The following is a 17,830-nucleotide window of genomic DNA, read 5'->3' as shown; positions in this document are numbered from 1 at the left end:
GCAAACAAGAAAGTGGTGCACACTGCATGTACCACTTCTTTCTATGCAGTGTTCATCATAGACAAACCACTACTATAAGAAAAATAATTGTATAATCAGTAGTATGAATTTATCAGTAGATTTATCAGCGCATATAAAAGTCATGAGTGAGCGCCGCATACCAAGGCGATTGTTGGTTTCCCATCATCATGACCGCCGTTTCTTCTGTCAAGGGGTAAACAGGCTTGCGATCAAACTGCAACAGATAGCGCTTGACAGGCTTATATTCCGATGTCTTTATACCACACCGTCGCGTAGGTACCAAACCATGATGATAAGCCTCTGCCACAAAAGCAGTAGCACAATCAGCTGGGATGATGGCAGAAAAGGAACCCTCTGCAGATAACAACCGAGTCACACCTGCAAATAAATCAGCATAAGAAAGCATATCTGCATGGCGTGCTACACAGCGACTTGCCCCCGAAGCCCGCAATGCATCGACAAAGAATGGTGGATTGCTTACTATGCTGTCAAACGTTTCATCAGGCGAGAATTGCTGCAAAGCCTTGTGAACCACCATCACACGCGAAGCAAACGGACTATCTGCAACATTGCGCTGTGCCTGCAGGAATGAGGCTTCATCAATCTCAATGCCCACCACGCGCGACAATCTGTAGCGCTGTGCCAACATCAACGCTACTAAGCCTGTGCCCGTACCGATATCTAACATATTCTGCCCACCCTTTGCCCATGCGCCCAGCAGCACGCCATCAGTACCCACCTTCATGCCACATGCCTCCTGATGAATCGTAAACTCTTTAAATTGGAAATAAGAATTGCTCATAACCTAATTCTTTAACGTTAAAAATGGCCGTTTATTTTATACATTTGTCGCATTTTGCCGACCTATACAAGGAAAATCATCATGTGCAAGTCAAAAATCTAATTAAAATACGTACCTTTGCACACAATAGTTATTTTAATCACGAATGAGCAATAAAAATACATTGATACAAATGATCGCAGACTATGATGGCGACATTTCAAACCTTCTCAACACAGAGATAACAGGTGAAATTCCGGTACTAACCACACGCAATCTAATTGTTTTTCCGGGAATTGTAACGCCAATCCTAGTAGGACGCGAATCAAGCGTGCAATTGGTGAAATATTTAGATAAACACTCCGATGCCGTTTGCGCCATTGTTTGTCAACGCGATTCAAATGTTGACAATCCTACCTACACAGATGTTTATCACACAGGTGTTTATGGAAAGCTTGTAAAGCTCATTGACATGCCTGGTCCTGGAGGCAACTTCACCGCCATAGTACAGGCCTTGGGCCGTTGCCATCTGACATCGCTCAACAAAGGAAAGAAGTTCTATTTGGGTGAGGTAACACCCTATGCTGACCAGATGCCCATGCTTAACAAAGAATTTAATGCCCTCTATGAAACCGTAAAGAAGAGTGCCAGCAATTATATCAGCCTCAACGATGAGATGCCCGATGAAGCACAATATGCCCTCTCGAGCATTCGGCATAGCGTGATTGGCATCAACTACATTTGCTGTAATCTGCCACTACCCATCAAAAACAAAATTAAACTGCTCGAGAAAGATGACATCTCGGAACGTGCATTTAGTTTATTGAAAGCTCTCGAACGAGAAATCCAACTGCTGAAGCTCAAGCAAGATATTCAACAGAAGACACGTATGGATCTTGACGAACAGCAGCGCGAATACTTCTTGCAGCAGCAAATTAAAAATATTAAAGAGGAACTTGGGCACGGAGAAGGATCGCCCGAAGTGAAAGAACTACGCGAGAAAGCCTCCGAAAAAAAATGGAATGACAATGTGGCGGCCATCTTTGAACGCGAGATCGATAAGCTGGAGCTTTATAATCCACAAAGCCCAGAATATAGCGTACAGCTCAACTACCTCCAAAACATGGTCAATCTGCCTTGGGGTATTTATACTAAAGATGACCTCAATATAAAAAAGGCCATTAAGATACTCGACCGCGATCACTATGGCATGGAGAAAGTAAAAGAACGTATCCTCGAATACATATCGGTACTAAAACGGCGGGGGGATTTAAAATCTCCCATCCTCTGCCTTTATGGTCCTCCTGGAGTTGGTAAAACATCACTGGGCAGGAGCATCGCAGATGCTATGAACCGCAAATATGTACGTGTGTCGTTAGGAGGTGTACATGATGAGGCAGAAATTCGTGGACATCGCCGCACCTATATTGGAGCTATGCCAGGACGCATCATCAAAAGTATCCAAAAGGCAGAAGCCTGCAATCCTGTCTTCATCTTAGATGAAATTGACAAAGTAACACAAAACACCATCAATGGGGATCCCTCATCGGCTTTACTGGAAGTGTTGGATCCTGAGCAAAACAATGCATTCCACGATAACTACTTAGATGTGGATTATGACCTTTCAAAGGTGCTATTTATTGCTACGGCAAACGATTTAAACACTATCCCGCGCCCACTATTAGACCGCATGGAAATCATAGAAGTAAGCGGCTATATTACAGAGGAAAAGATTGAGATTGCCAAGCGCCATCTCGTTCCCAAAGAACTTAAGAACACAGGGTTAGACAGCCATGCCCCACGAGTTAAATTCAACAAAGCCGCATTAGATTTTATGATTGAGCGCTACACCCGCGAGAGTGGCGTTCGCCAATTGGAAAAGCAGATTAATAAGGCTTTGCGCAAACTGGTTTATGAGGAAGAGGTGAAGGGGACTATTGTCAACACAAACATCGACCCAACTCGTGTAGAAGCACTCTTAGGCAAAGCTCCTTTTTACCGTGACATCTATCAAGGCAACAACGATGCAGGAGTTGTAACAGGCTTAGCTTGGACCAGTGTCGGAGGTGAGATTCTATGCATCGAAACATCCCTCAACCAAGGGAGAGGCGGCAAACTCACGCTAACGGGAAACCTCGGTGATGTGATGAAAGAGTCGGCCATGATTGCCCTGCAATATGTAAAGGCTCACGTGGCACAACTCAACATCGATTACCGCTTATTCGACTATTGGAATATTCATATCCATGTGCCCGAAGGTGCTACACCTAAAGATGGTCCTTCAGCTGGCATCACTATCGCAACATCTATTGCTTCGGCCATCACGCAACGCAAAGTACACAAGAATCTGGCCATGACGGGTGAGATTACATTGCGTGGGAAAGTACTTCCCGTAGGCGGAATAAAAGAAAAGATATTAGCTGCAAAGCGTGCGGGTATCACCGATATTGTTATGTGCAAAGATAATCAAAAGGATGTAGAAGAGATTCCTGCTAAATATTTGGAAGGTCTAACATTCCATTATGTCGACACCATCCTTGAGGTATGGGATATTGCTTTGACTGACGAACGCGTGGAGAATGCCGTGGCATTCACTATCCCCGATGAAAAAGAAGAGAAGAAATGACTTTCGACGTTCAATATTGCGATTCTTCGAGCAATGCCAGAGCTGGTATAATCACTACCGACCATGGTCAGATTCTAACTCCTATTTTCATGCCCGTTGGTACTGTGGGCACCGTAAAGGGGGTGCATTTTAGCGAACTCATCGAACAGGTGAAGGCACAAATCATCTTGGGCAACACCTACCATCTTTATTTGCGCCCAGGGCTCGAAATCTTGCAGAAAGCTGGTGGACTTCATGGGTTCAATGGTTGGCAACGCCCAATTCTAACCGATAGTGGTGGTTTTCAGGTTTTCTCACTCACTGGTATTCGTAAACTCACAGAAGAGGGCTGTGTGTTCCAATCACATATTGATGGAAGTAAACATATCTTTACCCCAGAAAATGTGATGGACACCGAACGCATTATTGGTGCTGACATCATGATGGCTTTTGATGAATGTCCTCCTGGAAAGAGCGATTATCAATATGCTAAAAAGAGCTTACAACTCACACAACGATGGCTCGACAAGTGCTTGAAAAGATTTCAAGAAACCCAACCTCTCTATGGGTACCAACAGAGCCTGTTCCCCATTGTCCAGGGATGCACTTATAAGGATCTGCGCCAAGAGGCCGCAAAATTCATTGCTGACAAGGGTGCTGATGGTAATGCCATTGGCGGATTGGCTGTGGGTGAACCCACAGAAGTAATGTATGAGATGATAGAAGTGGTAAACGACATCTTACCCAAAGACAAGCCACGCTATCTCATGGGTGTGGGCACGCCGCAAAACATCTTAGAGGCTATCGAGCGTGGTGTTGATATGTTTGATTGCGTCATGCCTACACGAAACGGACGGAATGCACTACTCTTCACCTATGAAGGGACGATGAACATGCGCAACAAGAAATGGGAAGCTGACTTTTCACCACTTGACACCAATGGTTGCGACATCGACAAATGCACCTCTAAAGCCTATCTACACCATCTATTTAAAGCTAAGGAACTGCTGGCCATGCAGATTGGCAGCATCCACAACTTAGCATTCTATCTGCGCTTAGTAACCGATGCGCGCCAGCACATTCAACAAGGCGATTTTATCACTTGGAAGAAATCAGTTATTGAGCGATTAGGACAACGTTTATAAATAAACATGGTTGATTTTAGCGAATTAAGGAAACATCACAAGCGTTATCGTATGTTGCGTTGGATTGGACAACGCACAACATGGGCGCTACACGTCATAGCCTGGTTCAAGCGACATCTGCCATGGCTTTTCGAGGCGATAGCTTTCGTTGCGCGCCACCTCTCATGGTTAGACTTTATCAATCCATTGCATTACATTAAGCGATTAGATTGGTACATCATCAAGAAGTTTATCGGCACCTACATCTATTCGATTGCGCTCATCATTAGTATCTCCATTGTTGTCGACATCAACGAGAACTTGGCAAAATTCACCGAGTATCATGCGCCGCTCAAAGCGATTATCTTCGATTACTATCTTAATTTCATCCCCTACTTTGCCAACCTCTTCAGCCCACTATTTGTCTTCATTGCTGTCATCTTCTTCACATCAAAATTGGCAGGCAACAGCGAAATCATTTCCATGCTTGCTGCAGGCGTTTCATTTAAACGGCTCATGCGCCCCTACATGCTCTCGTGCATTCTCATCTCTGCCGTTTCGTTCTACCTCAGTGGCTACGTTATTCCCCACAGCAATATTATCAAACAGAACTTTGAGTCGCTCTATAAGAACAAAAAGCTCAACACGGCTGCCGACAATGTGATGCTGCAAGTCGGACGTGGCACGGTGGCCTACATTCAGCACTACGATAACAATGCCAAGCGTGGTTACGGCTTCTCGTTGGACAAGTTCTATGGCAAGAAACTCATTAGCCACCTGACGGCAATGGAAATCCAATACGACACCATCAGCGATTCCAAATACCACTGGACATTGCAAAACTATAAAATCAGAAAATTTAACGGCTATCGCGAAGTGATTGAGAGCGGTGCAAAGAAAGACTCGCTCATTCTCATGGAGCCAACCGACCTGATTTATTCAAAAGGACAGCAAGAGACGTTCACCAGTCCACAATTAAGTGATTACATTTCAAAACAAATAGACAGGGGTTCCAGCAACGTGGTGCAATACCAAGTGGAATACCACAAGCGAATAGCAGCCAGCTTTGCCTCATTCATTCTCACGGTCATTGGGCTTTCGCTCTCGGCCAAGAAACGCAAGGGGGGCATGGGCTTGTATTTAGGAATCGGTTTAGCTCTAAGCTTCATTTACATCATGCTACAAACCGTTTCATCGACATTCGCCATCAACGCCAATCTTCCACCCATCATTGCAGCCTGGATACCCAATATTATTTTTGCTGTCGTAGCCTATTTTTGCTACCGACATGCACCCAAATAAACAAAATTATGTATTTCGACGAATTAAATTTAAACAACAATGTGCTCGATGCGCTCTATGATATGCGGTTCGAGAAATGCACACCCGTACAGGAAAAGTGTATACCCGAAATTTTAAATGGCAACGACATTCTGGGCGTTGCGCAAACGGGAACTGGAAAAACGGCAGCCTATTTGCTGCCCATTCTAAGCAAGCTCGATGATGGCGGCTACCCCGAGAAAGCCATCAACTGCCTCATCATGAGCCCCACTCGCGAGCTGGCACAACAAATTGACCAAGCCATGCAAGGCTTTGGCTACTATCTCAACGGCGTGAGCAGCGTGGCCGTTTATGGCGGAAACGATGGCAACCGCTACGACCAAGAGCTCAAGAGCCTGCAGTTGGGAGCCGACGTTGTCATTGCCACACCAGGCCGCTTAATCTCCCACATCAGTTTGGGCAACGTTGATTTGAGCAAAGTGTCGTTCTTCATCTTAGACGAGGCCGACCGCATGTTAGACATGGGCTTCTCGGACGACATCCTCAAGATTGCCAAGAAACTACCCAAGAATTGTCAAACCATTATGTTCTCGGCCACGATGCCCAAGAAGATTGAGGAACTCGCCAAAACGTTGCTCAAGCAGCCCAAGGTGATTAAATTAGCCGTGAGCAAACCCGCTGAAAAAATTCATCAGAGCGCCTACGTGTGCCATGAAGGACAGAAGATTGGCATCATCAACCAGCTGTTCAAGAATAACGATTTGCAACGCGTCATCATCTTCTGCGGAAGCAAAATGAAGGTGAAACAAGTGGCTGGAGCACTGCAACGCAAGCACATCAATTGTGGCGAGATGCACTCAGACCTCGACCAAGCCACCCGCGACGACGTGATGTTCAAATTCAAGAGCGGCCAGTTTGATGTGCTCGTAGCTACCGACGTGATTTCGCGCGGCATCGACATCGACGACATCGCCATGGTCATCAACTACGACGTGCCCCACGATGCCGAGGACTATGTGCACCGCATTGGTCGCACGGCTCGTGCTGCCCGCACCGGAACAGCCATCACCTTCGTTTCTGAAGACGATGCCTACTATTTTCAGCAAATCGAAAAATTCTTGGGCAACGAAGTGGAGAAGCTGCCCCTGCCCGAAGAGCTCGGACAAGCACCCGAATACAACACTGAAGAGCGCCCACGCAAAAACAACTCGGCCAAAAATCGTCGCCGCAACGACCGTAACCAAACGGCACACAAAGACAAGAAACAACAAAACAGACGGCAACGCAACCAGCAGCAAGATGCGCAAAACAGGTCTGAACAGCGCGAACAGCATGGCGAAAATAGCGAAAACAAGCCACAGCCCACGCACAATCGCCGCAGAAATCAGCCACGCCGAGACAGCAATGCGCCAACAACAACTGCCGAAAACCAACCGCGCAAGCGCAACGAGCGCAAAGCAAACGACACCGAGCGACAGACAAAGAATGGTGAACAACGCCCACGCAACAAGCGCCGCGGCAACGTTGAAGGCAACTACAAAAAGCGCAATGCAAAGCCCAATGTCGCTGCTGAGCCCCAAAAGGCAACCACCAACATCGCACCCAAGCCTGCGAGGAAAGAGAACATCGTGCGCAAGTTCTTCAAGCGACTGCTTAAACTATAAACCAATAGGCAGTATTCGCTCAACAATCTGCGGATATGAAAAACGGCTACGCCGCATAGAACTGGCCAAAAAAGCGTGCGGTGTACCCTACGCCGCACAGAACTGGCCGAAAAAGTGTGCAGCGTACCCTACGCCGCACAGAACTGGCCAAAAAAGTGTGCGGCGTACCCTACGCCGCATAGAACTGGGCCAAAAAGTGTGCGGCGTACCCTACGCCGCACAGAACTGGCCGAAAAAGTGTGCGGCGTACCCTACGCCGCATAGAACTGACCGAAAGAGTGTGCGGCGTAGGGTACGCCGCACATAAATTAAGCACACAAACACGATGTTTCTGCACATTTTTCACTAACTTTGTGCTTCACAGAAAAAGAAATGAAACAACAACATCTATTCATCGCAATCCTCGCCGCAGCCATAGCCTGTCTACAACCTGCAATGGCACAGAAGCGCGGAAAAGCACAGTTGCCAAGAGGTGGCAAAAACACCATCGCTAAACAACAGCCCTCGCCAGAAAGCCTGCTCTATCAAGAGTTGCTGCCTGCCACGGCAAAACTCATGTTCATTGATAGCTTGGTGGTCGACAAAGCCACATTCCTGCAGCATATTTCATTCAACGACGAAATGGGCACGATGGGTACCACGGCAACATTCGTGAAGAAGAAAATCGACGAGTCGTTCACTACCTTTATAAATGGCTTTGGTAATTTTGCCATTCTGGCGCAAGGCGATTCTACGCATTCCGCCCTCTACAGCAGCGATAAACTCCAAGGAAAATGGGTCACTCCCGAGCGCTTGGCAGGCATCACCGACGAGTTTTTAGTGCCCAACAACCCTTTCATGCAGAGCGACGGAGTGACACTCTATTTTGGCGCCAAAGGCAGTAAAAGCGTGGGGGGATATGACCTGTTCATGACGCGTTATAACCTCGACGAACAAAAATTTATGCCGCCCGAGAATATGGGGCTCCCCTACAATTCTAAAGCCAACGACTACCTGCTGGCTATCGATGAATTCCACGAATTGGGCTGGCTCGTCACCGACAGAAATCAGCCAGCCGACAAGGTGTGCATCTATGTCTTCGAACCGAAAAGTCAACGGCTCACTTACGCCGACATGCAGCTACCCAAAACAAAATTGGAGTCGCTTGCGCAAATCACATCGATTAAAGACACCTGGATGAACGGCAATCGCAATGCAGCACTCTTGCGACTGAAAAATTTGATGAAATCTAAAAACAACAAATAAAAACCACCGCATTATGAACAGAAAAACTTTTGCACCCTCGGAACTCATCATCAACGAAGATGGGAGCATTTTTCATTTGCATCTGACACCTCAACAGCTCGCCGACAAGATTATTCTCGTGGGCGACCCGGGACGCGTGAGCTTAGTGGCATCCTATTTCGATGAAATTGCATTCGAAGTGGAAAGCCGCGAGTTTAAAACTATTGCAGGCACCTACAAAGGAAAAAAACTCATGGTGCTGAGCACAGGTATCGGCTGCGACAATATCGACATCGTGATGAATGAACTCGATGCCTTAGCCAACATTGATTTCGAAACACGCACCGAGAAAAATGAGCATCGCACACTCACGCTTGTCAGAATAGGAACCTGCGGCGGATTGCAACCCAACACACCAACGGGCACTTACATCGCCAGTGTGAAAAGCATTGGTTTCGACGGCCTGCTCAACTTCTATGCTGGCCGAAACGAGGTGTGCGACCTGCCCTTGGAAGAGGCTTTCAAAGCACACATGAACTGGAGCCCATTGCTGGCTGCACCTTATGTCATCGATGCCTGCGCCGAACTCGTCGACCGCATCGCAGCCAACGATATGGTGCGCGGAATTACCATTGCATGCGGAGGATTCTTCGGACCACAAGGACGCGAATTGCGCATTCCACTCGCCGATCCCAAACAGAACGAGAAAGTGGAATCGTTTGTTTACCAGGGTCTGCACATCACCAACTTCGAAATGGAAAGTTCGGCCTTGGCTGGTCTTTCTGCCCTCCTGGGACATAAAGCCATGACATGCTGCATGGTAATTGCCAACCGATTGGCAAAAGAAGTGAATGCGAATTACAAAAACAGCATCAACGGACTCATTGAACTCGTTTTAGATAGAATTTAAAATGAACGACACCATCTGTGCACTTGCCACACCTGCCGGAGGAGCCATCGGCATCATCAGAGTGAGCGGTGACAAAGCCATTCGCATCACCGACGAACTCTTTAAAGCAAAAAGTATGAAAAGCCTTTCCGATGCTAAGGGAAACTCTTTGCACTATGGAGAATTCTATAATGCAAAGCAACAACTCATCGATGAGGTTGTCATTAGCGTCTACAAAGCTCCGCACAGCTATACGGGTGAAGATAGCACAGAGATTTCGTGTCATGGCTCAGCCTACATCCTCCATCAAGTGATGCAAGCCCTCATCGATAAAGGATGTAGGTCGGCTCAGCCTGGCGAATACACGCAACGAGCCTATCTCAATGGGAAAATGGATTTAAGTCAGGCTGAAGCTGTTGCCGACTTAGTTTCCGCAAGCAACAAAGCCTCTCACCAACTGGCACTCAGCCAAATCAGAGGACATTTCAGCAATGAGCTCTCCAAGCTGCGCGACATGCTGCTCCACATCACATCACTACTCGAGCTTGAATTGGATTTCTCTGACCACGAAGAATTGGAATTTGCTGATAGAGGAGAACTAAGAAACCTCGCTGAAACAATTCACCAACGAATAGCAAGTCTCACAAAATCTTTCGAGACGGGGAAAGCAGTAAAGAAAGGTGTTCCTGTGGCAATCATCGGAAAAACAAACGTTGGAAAAAGCACACTGCTCAACAGCTTGCTCCATGAAGAAAAAGCCATTGTGAGCAATATTCATGGAACAACACGCGATGTGATTGAAGATACAACAGAAATAAAAGGTATAACATTTAGATTTATCGATACGGCTGGCCTTCGACACACCGAAGACACCATAGAGCAACTGGGGATTGAACGCACTTATAAGAAGCTCAATGAGGCAACAATCATTCTATGGGTTGTCGAGCAATCTCCAACAACAGAAGAGCTCAAGGAAATGGAGAACCACACACAAGGAAAGCAACTCATCATTGTGAAGAACAAAGTCGACCTCAATCCGCAGAAGGAGAAAGTTCTTCCTCCCATCGATATCGCTATTTCAGCCAAACATCAACAAAATATTCACGAATTAGAGCAGCACATTTTCCAAGCAGCCCACCTACCTGATATTAATGAGAGTAGTGTTATTCTAACTAATGCACGCCACTATGAAGCACTTATTCGAGCCGACGAAATGATACTCAGAGTGATTGATGGCATTGAATCAGAATTAAGTGGTGACCTTATCAGTGAAGACCTAAGGACTTGTCTAAATCAATTAGCTGAGATAACTGGAGGGCAAATAACACCCAACGAAGTTCTTGGTAATATATTTAAACACTTCTGCATCGGTAAATAATATCAGAAACAGGCTTAATAAATACATTAATAAAAGGGGATATATTTGCATATATCCCCTTTTGATCTATCTGTATAAAATAATATTGTTATTTTACCTTATCTACAATTGCTTTAAAAGCTTCAGGATTATTTACAGCTAAGTCTGCAAGAACCTTACGATTGATTTCGATACCAGCTTTATGCAAAGCACCCATCAATGTAGAATAACTCATATTCTCAAGGCGAGCTGCAGCGTTAATACGTTGTATCCACAAAGCACGGAAATTACGCTTCTTGTTTCTACGATCGCGATAAGCATACGTAAGACCTTTCTCCCAAGTATTTTTTGCTACTGTCCAAACATTCTTTCTTGCTCCATAATAACCTTTTGTGAGCTTCAGAATTCTTGTTCTCTTTGCTTTTGAAGCAACATGATTTACTGATCTTGGCATAATTTTTCTTCTTTAATGTTTTCTACTAAAAAGTGAATTAACGCAAACAAAGCAAATCACGCACTTGCTTCATATTCGTGCGGTCTACTAATGTTTGATGAACAAGATTTCGCTTTTGCTTCTTTGTCTTTTTAGTCAGAATGTGACTATGGTAGGCATGATGTCTTTTAACCTTACCAGTACCAGTGAAAGAAAAACGTTTCTTTGCACCAGAATTTGTCTTAACTTTAGGCATTTTTTTACTTTTTATTATTATTAATAATCGTGGCAACGCATATACCTGGCGTTACGCACTCTTTTTATTCATTTGTGACGGCACTATCTTTTAATTTATCAAGTGCCTTATCTCCATTCTTAGCATTCGCAAATAAGCCCGTTTGTTCAAGATTGGCTTCGCGTTGGATATCATTAGCTAACTTTGCTTCTGCATCTCTCTTCTCACGATCGAGTTTTTGCTGGCTCTTCTTTGCTACTCCAGACTTCTTCGGCGCTATGAACAAAAACATCTTCTTTCCTTCAAGACGAGGCATCTGTTCAACCTTACCAAACTCTTCTAAATCATTCGCAAACCGCAGCAGGAGTACTTCTCCCTGCTCCTTAAATAGAATAGAGCGACCGCGGAAGAAAACATAAGCACGCACCTTATTCCCATCTTCCAAAAACTCTTTTGCATGCTTCAACTTAAAGTTATAGTCATGCTCATCAGTTTGTGGACCAAAACGAATCTCTTTTACTTCAACTTTAACTTGCTTCTGTTTAATTTCTTTTTGATGCTTCTTTTGTTGATACAAAAACTTTGAATAATCGATGAGACGACAAACAGGAGGTTGGGCATTGGGGGAAATTTCAACAAGATCTACTCCTTGCTGACGAGCCATATCTAATGCCTTCTTTGTTGAGACGACCTCAGAGCCTTCATCCCCGACTATGCGAACTTCACGCACACGTATCTGTTCATTGACACGATACTGATTTTTTAATTTGTCATTCTTCATCCAATAATTCTCTGTCTGTTTAAATATCAAACGGCTGCAAAGGTAGTACTTTTCAAATTATAAACCAAATTTTAAAACTATTTTTTAATAATCCATCCAAGCCGTTAAGTCATAAGGATTAATCCTTCATCAACTTTTGCTGCCACTTCCATGCCGTAGCTAAGACCTCATTTAATGAGGTTTCTGCTTTCCATCCTAAAACAGCATTAGCCTTAGAACAATCCCCCCAAATCTTTTCAATATCACCTTCACGCCGTGGTCCGTATTTCCAATTCACTTTGACCCCTGTTGCCTTTTCGAAGGTGTCAACTATTTCCTTTGTTGTATTCCCTTTTCCTGTTCCTATATTGAAGTAGTCTATTGATTCTGCATTTGTATTCAAAACACGTTTCATTGCAGCGACATGTGCTTTAGCCAAATCAACCACGTAGATATAATCGCGAATACAAGTACCATCGGGCGTATTGTAATCGTTCCCAAAGATAGTCAATTCCTTGCGAATTCCTGCAGCAGTTTGCGTCACAAAAGGAATTAAATTAGCCGGGACACCATTAGGCAATTCACCGATAAGAGCAGTGGGATGGGCACCGATAGGATTAAAATAACGCAACACTATACTTTTGATATCTGCACCACTATGAATATAGTCATAGATAATTTGCTCATTAATTTCTTTCGTATTACCATAGGGTGATGTAGCCTTTTGATGAGGAGCTTCCTCGGTTACAGGCAGATTTTCAGGCTTCGGTTGTCCATAAACAGTACAACTCGAAGAGAAGATAAAACCTTTTACACCATATTGTGGCATTAACTCTAAGAGATTAATCAGCGAAACGATATTGTTTCGATAGTAAAGTAGTGGCTTTTGTACACTCTCCCCCACAGCCTTTGATGCAGCAAAATGAATGATACCCGCAATATGAGGATACTTCTTAAAAACATCTTCCGTAGCCTCCTTATCACGTAAATCAACCTTTTCGAATGCAGGTTTCTTTCCTGTAATCTGCGCAATACCATCAAGAACTTCAATTTTTGAATTACTGAGATTATCAATAATCACAACCTCATAACCAGCTTCCATTAATTCAACTACCGTATGTGAACCTATGAAACCAGTACCTCCTGTTACTAATATAGTTTGTCTCATAAAATGAATGATTTAGATTTGCGCAAAGTTATATAAATTATTTCATTGTACTCTCGTTTTAATGTTAATTTACATAGCCTTCAAGTAACCTTTCAAACTTTCTCCTGTAGCATATTCCAATACTTACACATTCACATTTACTGCGTCAAAACAAAGATAACGTCATCGTTAAAATGGCAACCCAACGGCAAAATGAAAAGCAAAATCACGGCTAAACTTAGGATTAAAGATAGGATAATGTTCATGCTCATCGCTATAGGCAGGATTGATGGCGCGCATTGCCATATCAAAACGCAGAATAAAATAATCGAAATTCAGACGGAGCCCTAAACCATAAGACACGGCAATTTGTTTATAGAACGTTTCAAATTTAAACTGCCCACCAGGCTGATCAACATAGTTGCGCAATGTCCAAATATTACCAGCATCTATGAAAGCGGCACCATTAAACTTCCAAAACAAATACGTTCGATACTCTACATTCAAATCTAACTTCATATCGCCCGTCTGATTAATGAAGTCTATACGCCCTCCTGAGCCCTTAAACTTTCCTGGTCCTAATTCTCTAACACTCCAACCACGCACACTATTGGCACCACCCGAAAAATAACGTTTTTCAAAAGGCAGGATAGTGCTATTGCCATAGGGCCACGCAACACCTAATCCCATGTGCATAGCCAAAGCATTGCGCGCGTCAAAACAAATTAAATGAGTATAGTCTACATCAAATTTCACATACTGTGCAAAAGCAATATTAAATAAGGTAGCCTGCTGATTGGCATTCTGTTTAAAACGAAACAAATGCGACAATCCATTGAGAATATTTCCTGCCGTTTCAATATTTGCACGCACAACATTCACATTATCATTATAGGTCAATCCCGTTCCAATCTTCATGATGAACAAGTCCTCATAATTATAACGCAGGATAGCATTGCGATTGGTTGTTCCATCCAAGTAATCATGTTTAAAAGTTGCACTAATCCAAGGCATATAAACATAACTCAAATCCAACACATCGGCACGATAGCTTATGTGATGATGGGGCTCTGCCCACCGATAACGCCATGCCGCAGAGAAGACTCGTCGATGGAACTCGGGACGATTTTGCAAATTATAGCCCGTTGCCAATTCTGATGTTGCCAAGCTTCGACGTTTAAATGTGCGCGAAAGGAATGGTGCTAAGAAACGAGGAAACTGCAACTTGGTTTCAAAACCATATTCTACGTAGTTTTGATTTTTGTAGCCTTCCAACCCACGAATAGCTTCGAAAGCGCCACGCAATTGCATGATCAATACCTCTGAACCTCGAAAAAGATTACGATTTTCCCATGTCAAACTGGCTGCAGCTCCCAAATCGCCAGCCGTATTTGTGCCTTCGGGCTGAAAAGATAGGGTGTTGGCTTTATTGGTGTTCAACAAAATTTCGCAATCCAACAAGATTGTATCGGGACGTTCCCTAAAGGTGATATTGGTGTATTTTACAGCCTGGAAACGTGCAAATTTGTTGTAGGTTTGATCCAATTTATTAGCATCGTAAGGTTCATGCGCATCGAGCATCGTAGCATTACGCAACACACTTCTACGTAGCCGCATCGTTCCTCCATCTTCATTCGTGCGATAATAAATACTATCGATGACATAGCACGGATGCAGCGTATCGTGTTTTTGCTCATTCGTACGATAGGGCAACAGATGCAATGTGATATTAATATCGTGACTATTGCGCGCCGAATCGGCACTATATTGTATGAAATCACGATGAAACTTGTAGTAACCGTGATTCAATAAAAAATCTGTAATATTCTTGCGTTCGGCATTCAAAGCATCCACCGTAAATCGGCTCCCAGCTGTTAAAGAGGGTTTAAACATATCGTGTTTGTCTTTGCGTGCCAGCAAAGCCGCAATCACACTATCTTGAATATCATATTTCAGCGCATGGATCAGATAAGGCTCTCCGGGATGCAGTTGATACACCACCTTTATCTTTTTTCCCTTCACGGTTGTCGTGAGCTGTGTTTGAGCCTGCATATAGCCCATGTTGCGCATGGCCGCCGTCAAATCTTGCACCGATAAGCGTGCTTGCACTGTATCGAAAATCACGGGGGCTTCACCGATATGCTTCAACGTGCGATTCATCCATTTCGTTGAGTCGCGCCCAGCCAACGCATAGGTGCCCAACGGAATTTTGAACAACGAAAACCATTTTGAATTGGCCGTTTGCCGCACATAGGCACTGAGCGTAGAGGCATCCAAATCCTTTCGGTCGGATTTTATCTTCACGCTCTCGAGCATATATTGATTCTCGGGAACGAACTTCGATGCACTACATGCCGTCAGCAACGTTGCAACGAGCACACTATAAATCTTGCAATACCTCATAGCGGCGCAAAGTTAGCACATTTTCTACGAATAACAAAATGCGCTTTGCCCGAAAATTGCTACCTTTGCAAGTATGATTAGCAAAGCGAAAATCAAATTTATCAAGTCGCTTCAGTTGAAGAAGAATAGGCTTCGCGAGCGGCTCTTCATCGCTGAAGGTCACAAGGTAGTGGGCGATTTGCTGGCCGTGATGCCGGCCCACACCCTCGTTGCTACCGAAGAATGGGTGGCCACACACGAAGTGCCACAAACCACAGCATTGCACATTGTGAGCGAAGACGAGCTGCAAAGCGTGAGCTTGCTGCAACATCCGCAACAGGTGTTGGGCCTCTTCCCCTACCCCGACGTCAGCGACTTCGACATTCCGCTCACACAACTTTCGCTTGCCCTCGACGGCATTCAAGACCCCGGCAATTTAGGCACCATCATCCGCATGGCCGACTGGTTTGGCATCGCGCACATCTTTTGTTCGCCCAACACCGCCGAAGCCTACAATCCCAAAGTGGTGCAAGCCACCATGGGCAGCATTGCTCACGTGGCAATTCACTACACCGAGCTTCCCGCTCTGCTGGCTGCGTTGCCCCACAATTTCCCCATCTACGGCACGATGTTGGATGGTGAAAACATCTATCAAAAGACGCTGTCGCCCACGGGCATCATCATCATGGGCAACGAGGGCAACGGCCTGTCGCCCGAAACACGCGCATGGGTCAATCAGCGGCTGCTCATCCCTAATTGCTCAACGGCCACCAACAAGGCCGAATCGCTCAACGTGGCCATTGCTACAGCCATCGTGTGCTCGGAGTTTCGCCGACAAACATTTTTATAACGCAACATCAAAATCCATAAAACGATGAACGAAAATTTATTCAAAACACGCAGCGTGCTGGCCAACATGAAGACCACCATCAACACGCTGCTGCAACACTATCCCACGCTGTTCTACAAAACGCTAATCCCCTATCTCGTGGCAGCCATGGCCTTCACCACGCTGCTTTTTGCTGGTGCCGACGTCCTCGTCGCTAATACCGATGCCCCATCGCTGCTGCCCATGCTATCGAGCCTCGTGGCATTGCCCTTAGCCCTGCTACTGCCAGCCGTTGCCATGGCCATTGTCTTTGGAAAGCTCCACAAGCAACCGCGCACACGCTGCATCAAGCGCAACCTCATTGCCGCCCTCACGTTTGCCCTACTCGCCCTGGTGCTCTATTTATTGATTGACGTGGCACAACAGGGTGTGCAAACGCTATGGCCATCGCTCATCCAGGAAAATGATTTAAACGATACGCAAAATATTGAGATTATCAAATACACCCTCACCTTCATCCTGCTGCTACCATTCTGTCCGCTAAATTTCGCGTTCACAAAATACATCATCACCCCCACCCTGCCCCTGCGCAAAGCCTTGAAAGAGGCTTGCACAACTGGCCTGCACAACTGGGGTTACCTCGTTTCCAATCAAGCGGCCATCTGCTTCCTCTGCGGCGTGGCCTACTATCTCATCAGCATCCCCGTGAAAATAGTGCTCAATGCTTACTATCTCAATGCCGTCGGCATGCTGCAAGGCGATGTCAATGGGTTACCCGCCTACTTCGTTCCCATGATGTTTGCCGTCTGCACGCTCATTGGCCTGCTGCTGTTTCAATTGCTCAACGTCTATGCCACATTCGAATATTTCATGTATGGCGCCGCTGAACAACGCACCCTCGAAAAGCAGCAACAGCAGCATCTGCGTTAAAACAAGATTCTTTTTCCGTTGCCGCAAGGCTACATACGTCAAGAAAATATATTTTTTCGTTGGTTCGGAGGGTCGTTCGCACGAGAAAAAAAATTTCTCGTAACAATCGAGGGTCGTTCGCACGAGAAAAAAAATTTCCCGTAACAATCGAGGGTCGTTCGCACGAGA

Annotated in this window: 15 protein-coding genes; 9 read left to right on the top strand and 6 right to left on the bottom strand. The window is 45.2% G+C overall.

Features of this window, described 5'->3' with window-relative positions:
* Positions 1-124 precede the first annotated feature (124 nt).
* Complete coding sequence (locus X919_RS0102310) at positions 125-823, bottom strand: tRNA1(Val) (adenine(37)-N6)-methyltransferase (RefSeq protein WP_028898865.1); 699 nt, start codon at positions 821-823, stop codon at positions 125-127.
* A gap of 145 nt (positions 824-968) precedes the next feature.
* Here X919_RS0102310 and lon point away from each other — a divergent pair, with 145 nt between their 5' ends.
* The 7 genes from lon (at position 969) to mnmE (ending at position 10,967) form a co-directional block, all read left to right on the top strand.
* Positions 969-3,428 carry an endopeptidase La gene (lon, locus tag X919_RS0102305; protein WP_028898864.1) on the top strand — a complete coding sequence of 820 codons (2,460 nt, stop codon included), beginning with the start codon at positions 969-971 and terminating at the stop codon, positions 3,426-3,428.
* On the top strand, positions 3,425-4,552 hold the full coding sequence (gene tgt, locus X919_RS0102300; protein WP_028898863.1) for a tRNA guanosine(34) transglycosylase Tgt: 1,128 nt from the start codon (positions 3,425-3,427) through the stop codon (positions 4,550-4,552). The genes lon and tgt overlap by 4 nt, the downstream gene beginning before the upstream one ends.
* A 6-nt stretch (positions 4,553-4,558) precedes the next feature.
* Entirely contained in the window at positions 4,559-5,833 is a 1,275-nt protein-coding gene (locus X919_RS0102295) for an LptF/LptG family permease (protein ID WP_028898862.1), read from the top strand.
* 8 nt (positions 5,834-5,841) lie between these two features.
* Positions 5,842-7,476 (top strand): DEAD/DEAH box helicase, encoded by a 1,635-nt coding sequence (locus X919_RS0102290; RefSeq protein WP_028898861.1) that lies wholly within the window; start codon positions 5,842-5,844, stop codon positions 7,474-7,476.
* 372 nt (positions 7,477-7,848) lie between these two features.
* Entirely contained in the window at positions 7,849-8,721 is an 873-nt protein-coding gene (locus X919_RS14600; RefSeq protein ID WP_051502372.1) for a hypothetical protein, read from the top strand.
* Between the two features lie 13 nt (positions 8,722-8,734).
* Entirely contained in the window at positions 8,735-9,610 is an 876-nt protein-coding gene (locus tag X919_RS0102280) for a nucleoside phosphorylase (RefSeq protein WP_028898860.1), read from the top strand.
* 1 nt (position 9,611) lies between these two features.
* Positions 9,612-10,967 carry a tRNA uridine-5-carboxymethylaminomethyl(34) synthesis GTPase MnmE gene (mnmE, locus tag X919_RS0102275; RefSeq protein ID WP_028898859.1) on the top strand — a complete coding sequence of 452 codons (1,356 nt, stop codon included), beginning with the start codon at positions 9,612-9,614 and terminating at the stop codon, positions 10,965-10,967.
* Positions 10,968-11,055: 88 nt separating this feature from the next.
* On the opposite strand, the gene rplT is transcribed toward mnmE, so the two are convergent.
* From rplT to X919_RS0102250, 5 genes are all read right to left on the bottom strand, one after another.
* A complete protein-coding gene (rplT, locus tag X919_RS0102270) occupies positions 11,056-11,400 on the bottom strand; it encodes a 50S ribosomal protein L20 (protein ID WP_004380007.1) in 345 nt (114 codons plus the stop codon).
* Between the two features lie 37 nt (positions 11,401-11,437).
* Positions 11,438-11,635, bottom strand: coding sequence for a 50S ribosomal protein L35 (rpmI, locus tag X919_RS0102265; protein WP_004380008.1), 198 nt, complete (start codon positions 11,633-11,635; stop codon positions 11,438-11,440).
* A gap of 64 nt (positions 11,636-11,699) precedes the next feature.
* Entirely contained in the window at positions 11,700-12,395 is a 696-nt protein-coding gene (infC, locus tag X919_RS0102260; RefSeq protein WP_028898858.1) for a translation initiation factor IF-3, read from the bottom strand.
* Between the two features lie 118 nt (positions 12,396-12,513).
* A complete protein-coding gene (gene galE, locus X919_RS0102255) occupies positions 12,514-13,542 on the bottom strand; it encodes a UDP-glucose 4-epimerase GalE (protein ID WP_028898857.1) in 1,029 nt (342 codons plus the stop codon).
* Between the two features lie 168 nt (positions 13,543-13,710).
* Positions 13,711-15,924, bottom strand: coding sequence for a translocation and assembly module lipoprotein TamL (locus X919_RS0102250; RefSeq protein WP_028898856.1), 2,214 nt, complete (start codon positions 15,922-15,924; stop codon positions 13,711-13,713).
* A gap of 73 nt (positions 15,925-15,997) precedes the next feature.
* Between X919_RS0102250 and X919_RS0102245 the strand changes: the two genes are divergently transcribed.
* Together X919_RS0102245 and X919_RS0102240 are read left to right on the top strand one after the other, a co-directional pair.
* On the top strand, positions 15,998-16,753 hold the full coding sequence (locus X919_RS0102245; RefSeq protein WP_028898855.1) for an RNA methyltransferase: 756 nt from the start codon (positions 15,998-16,000) through the stop codon (positions 16,751-16,753).
* A 24-nt stretch (positions 16,754-16,777) separates the two neighbouring features.
* Complete coding sequence (locus X919_RS0102240; RefSeq protein ID WP_028898854.1) at positions 16,778-17,662, top strand: hypothetical protein; 885 nt, start codon at positions 16,778-16,780, stop codon at positions 17,660-17,662.
* The last annotated feature ends 168 nt before the right edge of the window (positions 17,663-17,830 follow it).

Origin of the sequence: Prevotella sp. HJM029, assembly GCF_000599605.1 — a bacterium.
In the GTDB taxonomy this organism is placed as follows: Bacteria; Bacteroidota; Bacteroidia; order Bacteroidales; family Bacteroidaceae; genus Prevotella.
The sequence above is the reverse complement of the archived record's forward strand: the minus strand, read 5'-3'. Positions and strand labels throughout refer to the sequence as shown.

Coding starts and splice junctions, on each gene's coding strand:
- rpmI (WP_004380008.1), bottom strand. CDS start 11,635: ATGCCTAAAGTTAAGACAAATTCTGGTGCAAAGAAACGTTTTTCTTTC.
- X919_RS0102240 (WP_028898854.1), top strand. CDS start 16,778: ATGAACGAAAATTTATTCAAAACACGCAGCGTGCTGGCCAACATGAAG.
- X919_RS0102250 (WP_028898856.1), bottom strand. CDS start 15,924: ATGAGGTATTGCAAGATTTATAGTGTGCTCGTTGCAACGTTGCTGACG.
- X919_RS0102290 (WP_028898861.1), top strand. CDS start 5,842: ATGTATTTCGACGAATTAAATTTAAACAACAATGTGCTCGATGCGCTC.
- mnmE (WP_028898859.1), top strand. CDS start 9,612: ATGAACGACACCATCTGTGCACTTGCCACACCTGCCGGAGGAGCCATC.
- X919_RS0102245 (WP_028898855.1), top strand. CDS start 15,998: ATGATTAGCAAAGCGAAAATCAAATTTATCAAGTCGCTTCAGTTGAAG.
- galE (WP_028898857.1), bottom strand. CDS start 13,542: ATGAGACAAACTATATTAGTAACAGGAGGTACTGGTTTCATAGGTTCA.
- X919_RS0102280 (WP_028898860.1), top strand. CDS start 8,735: ATGAACAGAAAAACTTTTGCACCCTCGGAACTCATCATCAACGAAGAT.
- X919_RS0102295 (WP_028898862.1), top strand. CDS start 4,559: ATGGTTGATTTTAGCGAATTAAGGAAACATCACAAGCGTTATCGTATG.
- X919_RS14600 (WP_051502372.1), top strand. CDS start 7,849: ATGAAACAACAACATCTATTCATCGCAATCCTCGCCGCAGCCATAGCC.
- X919_RS0102310 (WP_028898865.1), bottom strand. CDS start 823: ATGAGCAATTCTTATTTCCAATTTAAAGAGTTTACGATTCATCAGGAG.
- infC (WP_028898858.1), bottom strand. CDS start 12,395: ATGAAGAATGACAAATTAAAAAATCAGTATCGTGTCAATGAACAGATA.
- lon (WP_028898864.1), top strand. CDS start 969: ATGAGCAATAAAAATACATTGATACAAATGATCGCAGACTATGATGGC.
- rplT (WP_004380007.1), bottom strand. CDS start 11,400: ATGCCAAGATCAGTAAATCATGTTGCTTCAAAAGCAAAGAGAACAAGA.
- tgt (WP_028898863.1), top strand. CDS start 3,425: ATGACTTTCGACGTTCAATATTGCGATTCTTCGAGCAATGCCAGAGCT.